This is a genomic window from Bradyrhizobium sp. UFLA05-109, from assembly GCF_054185165.1.
On sequence record NZ_JBBIAR010000129.1, the window covers coordinates 1 to 10687 of the forward strand.

Below are 10687 nucleotides of genomic sequence, written 5' to 3' on the forward strand. Positions count from 1 at the left end.
ATCCAGTAGAAGCACTGCACAACCGGAAGGCCGGTCCGCAGCAGGGTCGCCTCATCGCTCACGAGGTTTTCGTTCGTGATATCGCCCCTCAGCATCGCGATGAAATGCTGTATCGCGAGCAGGATGTCGATGATGTGCGCGTATCCCTTCTTGCGGACGAAGGACAGGGAATTGATCAAGGCCGGCCAAATCGCATCAAGCGGGTCGCCGCGAGCAAAAAGGTTTGTGACTCGGTGTTCTGCGCTGATACAGGCAAACACGACCTCGCCCGTTTCCCGCGCAACCTTGTCCGCGGAGTCGAGACATGTCTGGGCTTCATCGATGGTCAGAGTCCAGAGTGATGCCATCTGCAGAAGGAGATAGGCGGCGGGCTGATGTGCCAGGAAGCGGTGGCGTTCCGTGACCGCGACAGCCACGCGAGCGAACCGCAAGCCCTCCTCGAAGCGACCGAACGCCGGACCGAGGATGATCCCCAAGCCTCCATATCCGACGATGCAGGATGAGCTATGACCGAAGTCGATAGAAAGTGTGACCATCCGAAGTGCGAAAAAGCCATAAAGATGCTCGTCGACGAAATAGGAGGACTGACCGAGGGTCAGCAAGACGTTGCTGAGCGCGCGCATCTCGGGATCCTCCATCAGTGGAAGATCAATGAGGCTCTCAATGGGGCGAGATCCCATCCGACGCTTCAGGTCATCGTATTCCTTGCGAACGTCTTCGGCCGTGGGACGTTCGGGAAACGTCATATCGAACATTTTCACGCACTCGAGCGCAGTCCCAACCGCGTTCGCCATGTCGCCATGAAGGAGTTGCAGCGTGACGCGGAGCCTGTAGCCCTCGGTGCGGTCCACCCGGGTCCTAGCCTTCGCAAGCAGCAATTCGATAAGCTCGCCGGAGAGGGCCATATTGGCGCGCAACAGCTCGCATTCGGCGCGTTCGAGCAGCAGCTTGAAGGCAAGGTCGTACGCCTGCTCCCAACCCTGATCGCCCAGGGTCTCCAGTCCAAATGCGAAGTAACTGCAGGCGGATGCGTGCGCAGTGGAAGCCTTGGCCCGCAATCCTGCCTGGAGATTGAGCCGGGCTATTCGGGCTTTCTCGTTTGGCTCGGTGGCGGCGAGGACCCCAAGGTTGAGCTGACTGACGATATCGAAGAGCTTCTCGGCGACCTCCTCATCCCTTAGCTCCGCCATCAGTCGTTGTCCCACCCTGAAATGCAAGGCAGGACGCAAGCTGTCGGCGATCAGCGCATACGCCGCTTCCTGTACACGATCGTGGAGGAACCGATAGTGCTCACCGCGGGAGACGATGATGCCGTACTGGACGGCCACGCGCAGGCTTTCGTGGATTTCGGCTTTCACCATGCCGATCACGAGCTCTAGTGTTGCGATGTCGGCCTGACTGCCGAGGCAGGCGAGCAGCTTCAGTGTGTCCTGCGCACTCGTTGGCAAGCGCTTCAGGCGCCCCAGCATCAGATCGACGAGATTATCGGTGAACCCCTTGGCGTCGATTCCTTCCAGATCCCAGATCCACTCGCGCGTCTTAGGATCGAGGTGGAGGAGGCCCTCCTCGGAAAGGTTGGTCAGGAACTGGACTGCGAAGAACGGATTACCGCCAGTCTTGCGATAGATAAGGCCGGCGAGCCTTCGGGCCCGCGTCGGCAGGCAGCGCAACGTGTCGGCGACGAGCTGATTGACGTCGGCGAGCGAGATCGGGCCCAGCGCAATTTCGTTGACTGGCGTTCCGGCTTGTCGAACCGAGGCCACCATACGCAGCAGCATGTGCTCAGCGCCGACCTCGTTGTCCCGGTAGGCCCCAATCAGCAGCAGATGCCCGACGTCGGGATGGGTCGCAAGCTGCTCAATCAGGGCGAGAGTAGCGGGGTCGAGCCACTGGAGGTCGTCGATGAAGATCAACAAGGGATGTTCGGGGCGCGCGAACACGCTCACGAATCTCTGGAACACGGCCTGGAAGCGAAGCTGGGCGTCAAACGGCGCAAGGTCAGGCACGTCCGGCTGCGGACCGATCATCCGGGTGAGCTCGGGCATCAGGTCTGTGAGCAGGCGGCCATTGGTCCCGACGGCCTCGAGGACCGCGGCTCGCCAGTGCGAGATGTCACTTGCCTTTCCGTTCAGAATTTGCCGGATCAGCGTCTGAAAAGCCTCAGCTACTGTCGCATAGGGAATGTCGCGGCTGCGCTGATCGAACTTGCCGGAAATGAAGATGCCTCGCGGCAGGATGATCACTTTGTGCAGTTCGTTCACAACTGACGACTTGCCGATTCCGGAATAACCCGACACCAGCACGAGCTGCGTCGCTCCGCTGGTAGCGACCTGGTCGAAGGCGTTGAGCAGAGTCGCTACCTGGCTTTCGCGTCCATACAGTCGCTCGGGGATCAGCAAGCGAGCCGGTGCATCTGCCGCCGCCAAGGAAAATGGTACGATTCGCCCGGCTTCTTCCCATTCGGCAAGGCACCTTCGCAGGTCGATCTCAAGGCCAACGGCCGTCTGGTATCGATCCTCCGCCGCCTTGGCGAGCAGCTTCATCACGATCGAGGAGATTTGTTCGGGCGCGCGACACGCTTGCGCGCTTGGTGGCGTGGGCTCGCGCGCGATGTGGCAATGAATGAGCTCGATCGGATCGGAGGTGGTGAAGGGTAGGGTGCCCGTCAGCAGCTCGTAGAAAGTGACGCCGAGCGCGTAAAGGTCGCTACGAGAGTCAGTCGCGCGGTTCATGCGGCCGGTCTGCTCCGGCGCCATGTAAGCGAGAGTCCCCGAGATGACGTCTGGCGGCTCGGGCGTCTGGTGCTCGCGAGCCAGGCGGGAGGCAATTCCGAACCCGGTCAGCCAGGCCCGGCGACCCACGGGATCAACCAGGATGTTCGCGGGCTTGATATCCTTGTGGATGAGGCCCCGTTCGTGGACCTGGCGCACTGCCTCAATGACGGCGATGGCAATCTGAAGGAAACGTGTCGTGTCCAGCGGCTGGCCGATCCACTGCTCCAGGAGCTCGCCTCCTGGGTCCTGAAGGGCAAGGGCGGGCCGCTCCTGAAGCCGGGTGAGCGCGATGGGCCGCGCGGCCCAGGCTGCATCCAGCTCGGCCTGCAGCGCCAGCTCATGCTCTAGGCGCTTGCTTGAATGGGGCGCTTCGTGGCCCGGGACGACGAGCAGGATGCGGTCGCCCGCCTCGCGCTCGAGCCGGCAAAGCTCATAGTTGCCCCGCCGCAACACGTTGCAAGCGTGGTTGGCGAAATCCATCTCGGCCGTTGGCCCTCTATCCAGTTGCTCTACAACTTCCATCGGGATGCCCTGCGATGTTCGTTGATCAGCAGCAACGCCCATCGCGATCATAACCGCGGTGGGGAGTGTCAGGCCTTGTACAAAACCATCATAGATGGTCTGAAACTGATCAGAAAGGCCAATTCCGACATGGACCTAGTGTCCCATCCAACAAAGAGCTCTTCAGGCGTCGAGGCTGGGCCTCAGCGGGTCTTCCCGATTTGATCATGGTCTTGTTCGGGAAGCGTTTGGGCCGTGCTGTCAGCATGGCCAACGTTACACGGCCAAACGCCGCCAGGCGCCCGGACTGGTGCCGATCGCTTTTGAGAAAACACGCGTGAAGTGGCTTTGATCGGCAAAGCCGGTAAGCTTGGCTACCTGAGCAAGCGCTAGTTCCGCATCCGTCAGCAGGGTCTTGGCTCGGTTGATCCTCTGATCCTGGAGCCAACGATGTGGAGAGAGGCCCATTGACTGGGTGAAAGCACGGGCAAAGTGGCTTGGCGAAAGGCCGCACTCCGAAGCAACTTCGGCAAGGGAGAGGGTGCCCTCAAGATTTTCGCTCAGTAGCTCGGTTGCTTTTTTCTGCTGCCAGGACGCCAATCCCCCCTTGATCCGGCGATCCAAGCCGTCGGCACCCGCATAGGTCTGCATGACATGCGCTGCAGCGGCTTGCATGACATGGTCGACGAAGATGCGGCTGGCCTCTCGTGGACGCATCAGCGAGGGTAGCAAGGCAACAGCGAGCTGCATCATCGTCGGATCGGGTAATGAAATGCCTGTATCAGCCTGCAATTCATCGATGGCTTTCGCGCCCTGGTGTTCAAGTACTCCGTTCAGGGCTGCGCGCGTGAAGTAAAAGTGCACAAGATGGAAGCCGCTCCTGAACCTCACCTGGTTGTCATTACGCAAGTCGAGAAGCGTCGCGACGCCCGCCGGCTGGGGACCTTGCCGGGTCAGGTGGCGCTGGTTGAGCCAAACTTCGCGCTCGAGGCCGGAGCAAAGCGAGACCGAAAGGATGATGGCGTCCTCATTCGGGAGCGGAGGAGATTTTTCGACAGAGGGCTGTTGCGACTGAACCAGAGTTGCGGCGAATTCCTTGTGGCCCTTTTGCTGGACAAGTGTCGGGGCCTCTCCGAGTTGGAGAAGTTGTGCGACTGTTTGGCCATAGCCTCTTTGAGCCGACATTTCGTGCAAATATCTCTCTGGATGCGCCGTTCGTTCCGTGGGTCACTCGCTCAAGACAAGATAGTTCGTCGCCAATCCTGTGGTGTGGCGCCGGCGATGTTGCCGAACACGCGGCTCAGGTGATGTTCGTCGTGAAATCCGCATTGCCTGGCGACGTGATCCAGCGAACACGTCCTTTGCCGCATCAGGGTCATCGCTTTTTCCACCCTGCGCTCCAGTAGCCAACGATGTGGCGGTAGACCGGTCACGTTCTTGAAGGCTGTCGAAAAGCCGCTTGGTGACATTCCACATTCACCTGCAAGTTGGACGATGGAGACGTTCCCCTGAAGGTCGGCTGAGAGGATCGCCTTGACCCGCTCCTCCTGCCACTTTGCCAATCCTCGGCCGAATTTGCCGCGCTTTTTGCCGGGGACGCCGTAGGCGTGGAGCACGTGAGCTGCAATGGCTGTCGTAATGTGGTCAACGAACAGCGTGTTGGTTTCGCCCGGCCGTTGAAAGGCAGGAAAAAGAGAAAGGCCAAGTTCGCGAATGACGGTATCATCGATGCCCCTGCGTGGATCGTGCGCGAAGCCATCGATCGGCCGGGTTCCTTCCAGCTCTCCAATGGAGTTGAGCACTGCGCGGGGCAGGTAGAAGGACATCATGTGAAACGAGGAGGCGCCGTAGCCGATGTATTTCCGTCGGAGGTCGAAAATGTTCGACGAGCCGGCCTTTAGAGGAAGGGCCGATACTGGCTTGCCGTCGATCCAGAGGATCCGCTTTGGCCAGTCCCTGATGTTCAGCGTGACAAGAAATGCGTCCTCCAGGGGCACCGGCGAGGTATAGCCGTTTTGCGGATGGTCCCGTCTGACTTCGGTCACCGCGATCCCGGACCTCTGAAGGATAGGTTTGGTGACGAAGGTTCTTGCCCTGCCGACGTGCAGGGCTTCAGCAAGCTGTTGGCCGTACGCGCGTTTTTGCATCTTCAATTCCAGAAATCGCGAGACTTCCAGGTTGATTCCACTGCACAAACCTTATCGATCTCGGCGGCGCGACCTACGCCGCATGTTCCCTTGCCTTCGGAATGGCACCAGCCGCGCGCAATCCATCGATTTCCGAGGCGCTGAATCCGAGTTCGTGGAGAACCGCTTCATTGTGTTCCCCGAGTTTCGGGGCTCGCTTGGCCGACACCTTGGCAACGCCGTGCACCTGGATCGGGCTCGAGATCGTCGAGGTCAGCTTGCCGCCAGCACCTTCGAGGGGAACGATGATGTCGTTTGCCCGGAGCTGCGGATCGTTGATCGCCTCCTGCGGCCCGCGCACAGCACCGAACGTTACATGCACGCCGCTAAACACCTCGTACCAATATGCCATCGGCTGTGAGCCGAAGACGTCGTCCAGGATAGCCGTCAACGCCTCCATGTTGGCCATCAGCTTCGCCGGATCGGAGAAGCGGGGATCGGTATGGAGGTCGGGGCGGCCAATGGCTTTCGCCACGGCTTCCAGCTTGTCGGGTGTTACGATGAGGACGAACCAGGTGTTGTCCTTGGCGCGATAGACATTCATCGCCGCGTTGGCAGGGTGCCTGCGGTCGTGCAGCCCGAAGAATTTTGCTTCACACAGCGCGGCCTGGATCGAGACGCTCGCGGACCAGATGCCTTCGGCGAGCAGTGACGTCGTGACATGCGCGCCTTCGCCGGTGCGCTCGCGACGATAGAGGGCGGTGACGATCGCCGAATAAAGCCCGACGGCGGTCGCGTTGTCGCCACTGCCCGCCACTGGCCAGGTCGGCGGCGCGCCGGCGTCGCGCGTCAGCGACAACAGGCCGCTGCGGGCCCAGTATGAGGTGATATCGAAGCCCGGGAGATCGGCATCCGGCCCCTTGTCGCCGAAGCCCGAGATGTCGGCGTAGATGAGGCGCGGATTCCAGCGCACCACGTCGTTGTATTCAAGCTTCAATCGTGCGCGAGCGGGATGCGGTGTGTTGACGACGAGCACGTCCGCCCATTTTACGAGCTTTTCCAGGATCTGCTGAGCGCTCGGTGATTTCAGGTCCAGCGTGATCCCGCGCTTGTTGCGGTTGGCCAGATGCCAGGGGTAGGCGTCGTCGGCGACCGGCTGGGGAGGGAGCTTGTTTGCATGTCTCCACAGCTCGCCGCTTGGCGGCTCCACCTTGATGACGTCCGCACCGAAGTCCGACAGGATCACGGCGGCACTGGGGCCCGCGATGAAGCTCGCGAGATCCACTACCTTCAGGCCTGAGAAAATGTTGTCGTTCGTCATCCTTGTTCTCCTTTGTCTTGAAGTTCGTGCATGCATCGCAGTTCGTTCAGTGGGATGCGCGCGAGGAGCCGAGAGTTGCCATGGCGGTTTACCTGCCTTGGCCGTGCCTGGTGTTCATCGCCCATGAAACTGCGGCGCGCGCTTCTCGAGGAAGGCGGACGTGCCTTCCTTCTTATCTTCAGTTGCAGCGCAGATGCCGAAATAGGAGGCTTCGAGTGCGAAGCCCTCGGTTTGACTGGTGTCCATGCCCTTGTTGGCCGCTTCGAGCGAGAACTTCACGGCGATCGGGGCGTTGGCGGAGATCTGCTTCAGGATCGCCTCGGCGCGCGCAACGAGATTGGCCGCGGGAACGATCTCGTTGACGAGGCCAATTCGATAGGCTTCTTGCGCTGAGATCGTCTCGCCTGTGAGGATGAGTTGCAGCGCGCGGCCCTTGCCGACGAGGCGCGGCAGACGCTGCGTGCCTCCGCCTCCGGGCACGAGCCCCAGCTTCACCTCCGGCTGGCCGAATTTGGCATGCTCGGCGGCGATCCGGATGGTGCAGGCCATTGCCGTCTCGCAGCCGCCGCCAAGGGCAAACCCGTTGATCGCAGCAATTACCGGCTTGCCAAGATTTTCGATCAGGTTCAGCACATCCTGTCCGAACCGGCTGGACTCCTGGGCGTCGTAGGCGTCGACATGCGCGAGCTCGCTGATGTCGGCGCCGGCAATGAAGGCCTTGTCGCCGCTGCCTGTCAGGATCACGCCGTGTACCGCCGCATCTCGCTTCGCGTCCTCGAACGCAGTCTTCAGATCCGTCCAGGTCGGCGTGTTGAGCGCGTTGAGGACTTTCGGGCGATTGAGGGTGATGTAAGCGATCCCGTTCTTCTTCTCGTAAAGCACGTTCGCGAGCGCCAAAGCGTCGGCCATTGTCGTCTCCTGTTGTCGGGAAGGGGCGGGCGGAGGTCACGAAACTCCGCCCGCATAGCGCAGCGATCAGACGAAGGCGCCAATACCGGTGATGGCCTTGCCGACGATCAGGTTCTGCATCTGGTAGGTGCCCTCGTAGGAATAGAGCGCCTCGACGTCGGCGAACAACTTGCCGACGTGGTAGTCGGCCACGATGCCGTTGCCGCCCAAGAGTTCGCGACCCCAGGCCACTGTCTCGCGCGCCTTGGCGGTGCAGTACGCCTTGGCGAGCGCGGCGTGATGATCGCCCAGCTTGCCTTCGTCGTCGAGCTGCGCCAGCCGAAGCATCAGGCACTGGCAGGCGGTGAGATTGCCGAGCATCTTGGCCAGCAGATCCTGCACCAGCTGGAACGAGGCGATCGGCTTGCCGAACTGGAGGCGGCTCTGGGTATAGGCCAACGTGTTTTCAAAGGCGCCCATCTGCGCGCCGGTCGAGGCCCATCCCACCATATAGCGGGTCATGCGCAGCACGCGGGCGGTGTCGCGGAAGGAGTTGCCGCCCTGCAGGCGGTTGGCCTCGGGAACGCGCACGTCTTTCAGCGTAATCTGGCCGTTCTGCACGACCTTCAACGCCATCTTGTTCTCGATCTTCTCCACGCTGAAACCGGGTGAACTCTTGTTTTCGACAATGAAGCCCTTCACCTGGTTGTCGGCGAGGTCACGCGCCCAGATGATGGAGAGATCGCACCACGGGGCGTTGCCGATCCATCGCTTCTGGCCGTTCAGAATCCAGGTATCGCCCTCGCGCTTCGCGGTCGTGGTGAGACCGCCGCTCGCGCCGGAGCCGACCAGCGGCTCGGTCAGGCCGAAGCATCCGATCTTTTCGAAGCGCGCCATTTGCGGCAGCCACTTTTGCTTCTGCTCCTCGGAGCCGTCGAGATAGATCGAACCCATGGCGAGGCCACTATGCACGCCAAAGAACGTACCGATCGAGGGGTCGACCCGCGCCATCTCCATCGCGACGAATCCGAATAGCTTCTGGCTGCCGCCAGCGCATCCGTAGCCGTCATAGCCGAGCCCGCCGATGCCAAGTTCCTTGAACGAAGGCAGCAGCTCGAACGGGAAGGCATCGTCGGACCAGTATTTGGCAATGACGGGCTTCACCTTCGTTTCCATGAAGGACCGCACCTTTCTCACAACCCCGAGTTCGTCGGCGTTCAGGAGCTCGACGAGCTGGTAGAAGTCGCCGTTGGGCGCCGGTAGCGCCTTCGGCGCGTCCGTCTTGCGGGCTGCGGTAGCGGTGGCCATTTTTGGATCTCCTTTGACTGCGGCTTGGCATGCCTGGGAAGTTGAACGATCAGGTTCGCTGCTAATCTGACGCCGAAGCGGTCTCTCCTCTTGAAGGGGCTTGCCCTGTCGGGGACGTTTTTGCCGCCTTGTTCGCGACCGCCTTGTTGCACTCGAAAGCAAGGAAGCCCCCGAAGGCTGTCCGCCTGCGGAGGCTTCAGTTTGTCGGAATGCGAAGACCTTTAGGCGACCGGCTCCGCCAGTTTCGGCCGGTCAGCCTTGGCGACCTTCTTGCGCAGTTCGATCAGGCCGAGCAGGATCTCGTCGCGCTCTGCCGCCAGCTCGTCGACCGAGCGTGCGCCGACTTCGGCATGAACGCCGTCGATCAACTTCTTCTGGACGTCCGGAGTGAGATGCGGGTTGCCTAGCACTTTCCACCAGGCCTCCATCGGTCCGGTGAACTGCTGAAAGAAGTGCTCGATGCCGCCTTGGCCGCCGCCGAGATGGTTGAGGAGGACCTGGCCCATGATTCCCCAGCGCAGGCCCGGGCCCCAGCTCACGGCGGTGTCGACGTCAGCTACGCTGACGACGCCCTCGGCAACGAGGTGATAGACCTCCCTCGCCAGGGCTGCCTGGAGACGGTTGGCGACGTGGCCCGGCACCTCCTTGTTGAGGCGGACGGGGCGCTTGCCGAGACCGGCATAGAACTCGGTTGCCCGCCGAATGGTCTCTTCCGAGGTCTTGGCGCCGCCGACGATTTCGACCAGCGGCACCAGATGCGGCGGATTGAAGGGATGGCCAATCACGCAGCGCTCGGGGTGGGAAGGGCAGGCCGACTGGATCTCGCTCATGGTCAGGCCCGACGAACTCGAGGCGATGATGACCTCGGGAGGCAGCAGCTCATCCAGCTGCTTGTAGAGCGTTCTCTTGAAGTCAATTTTTTCGGGTCCGTTTTCCTGCACCAGATCGGCGTTCTTCACGGCCGTTGCGAGCGCCGCGGTGAAGCTCAGCTTGCTTTGCGACGCGCCGGACGCGAGGCCTAGTCGTTGCAGCGCGGGCCAGGCTGCCGCGACGAAGCGCTTCAAAGCCGCTTCCGCGTCCGGCGCAACGTCGGTTGCGACGACCTCGAGGCCGTTCGCAAGGAAGAGAGCCGCCCAACTGGCTCCGATCACCCCGGTGCCAATCACGGCGACGCGGCGAATAGGCTTGTTCTGTGGCATATCAGTTCTCCTGCGAGATTTCGGCATATGCAATGCCGGTGAGGTTGCCTTGTGCGTAGAGGAAGTTTCGCTCGCCCGATCCATCGAGATGCGCGGAGTAGATCGAGCCTGCGAAGTCGGTCACGAACATGCGGTCGCCCGGCACGTCGAGAGCGATGCCGATTCCCTCCATCAGGTGAGTCACGACGATTTCCGGCTCGGCCGGCCTGTTGTCGATGGCAGCCCTGTTCACCGTATTGCCGCGCGGAGGATCGCCGCGGTCGGTCCAGTACAGGACGCGATTCTTGAGATCGAGCTCGAGGTCGATCGGCTCGGGCAAGCGATTGAAGAAGACTTCGATGTCCGATCGGTTTGCCGCAGTCTGTCCCGCCGGAATTTCGAGATTGGCGCGGAAAATGCGACCGCGGCCGGCATTATCGGGACCCTTCTGGGTCCAATAGATCTTGCGGTGCTTCGGATCGATCGTCAGCCCGACGCACCACCTCGTCTGGTCGCGGCTATCCGCGTCGCCGCGCCCCGCTTCGATCAGTGTTTCGATCTGCGAGCCATCCAGATTGGCGCGCATGACGC

General features: G+C 61.4%; 7 protein-coding genes and 1 pseudogene. All 8 read right to left on the reverse strand.

Features of this window, described 5'->3' with window-relative positions; all coding sequences use genetic code 11:
* On the reverse strand, positions 1-3254 hold a 3254-nt coding region (locus Q3C01_RS44140), incomplete at its 3' end, for an ATP-binding protein (RefSeq protein ID WP_458151610.1).
* Positions 3255-3551: 297 nt separating this feature from the next.
* Positions 3552-4460: a helix-turn-helix domain-containing protein gene (locus tag Q3C01_RS44145; RefSeq protein ID WP_458151616.1), complete on the reverse strand. Its 909-nt coding sequence runs from the start codon at positions 4458-4460 to the stop codon at positions 3552-3554.
* Between the two features lie 50 nt (positions 4461-4510).
* Positions 4511-5422, reverse strand: a complete 912-nt coding sequence (locus tag Q3C01_RS44150; RefSeq protein ID WP_458151611.1) for a helix-turn-helix domain-containing protein — start codon at positions 5420-5422, stop codon at positions 4511-4513.
* Positions 5423-5495: 73 nt separating this feature from the next.
* Entirely contained in the window at positions 5496-6722 is a 1227-nt protein-coding gene (locus Q3C01_RS44155; protein WP_458151612.1) for a CaiB/BaiF CoA transferase family protein, read from the reverse strand.
* A 114-nt stretch (positions 6723-6836) separates the two neighbouring features.
* Positions 6837-7631 (reverse strand): enoyl-CoA hydratase-related protein, encoded by a 795-nt coding sequence (locus tag Q3C01_RS44160; RefSeq protein WP_458151613.1) that lies wholly within the window; start codon positions 7629-7631, stop codon positions 6837-6839.
* A gap of 66 nt (positions 7632-7697) precedes the next feature.
* A complete protein-coding gene (locus Q3C01_RS44165) occupies positions 7698-8918 on the reverse strand; it encodes an acyl-CoA dehydrogenase family protein (protein ID WP_458151614.1) in 1221 nt (406 codons plus the stop codon).
* A 221-nt stretch (positions 8919-9139) separates the two neighbouring features.
* Positions 9140-10117, reverse strand: a complete 978-nt coding sequence (locus tag Q3C01_RS44170) for a 3-hydroxyacyl-CoA dehydrogenase NAD-binding domain-containing protein (RefSeq protein ID WP_458151615.1) — start codon at positions 10115-10117, stop codon at positions 9140-9142.
* Between the two features lies 1 nt (position 10118).
* Positions 10119-10687: pseudogene (locus tag Q3C01_RS44175) on the reverse strand (3-hydroxyacyl-CoA dehydrogenase); the annotation flags it as partial.

Coding starts and splice junctions, on each gene's coding strand:
- Q3C01_RS44145 (WP_458151616.1), bottom strand. CDS start 4,460: ATGTCGGCTCAAAGAGGCTATGGCCAAACAGTCGCACAACTTCTCCAA.
- Q3C01_RS44150 (WP_458151611.1), bottom strand. CDS start 5,422: ATGCAAAAACGCGCGTACGGCCAACAGCTTGCTGAAGCCCTGCACGTC.
- Q3C01_RS44155 (WP_458151612.1), bottom strand. CDS start 6,722: ATGACGAACGACAACATTTTCTCAGGCCTGAAGGTAGTGGATCTCGCG.
- Q3C01_RS44160 (WP_458151613.1), bottom strand. CDS start 7,631: ATGGCCGACGCTTTGGCGCTCGCGAACGTGCTTTACGAGAAGAAGAAC.
- Q3C01_RS44165 (WP_458151614.1), bottom strand. CDS start 8,918: ATGGCCACCGCTACCGCAGCCCGCAAGACGGACGCGCCGAAGGCGCTA.
- Q3C01_RS44170 (WP_458151615.1), bottom strand. CDS start 10,117: ATGCCACAGAACAAGCCTATTCGCCGCGTCGCCGTGATTGGCACCGGG.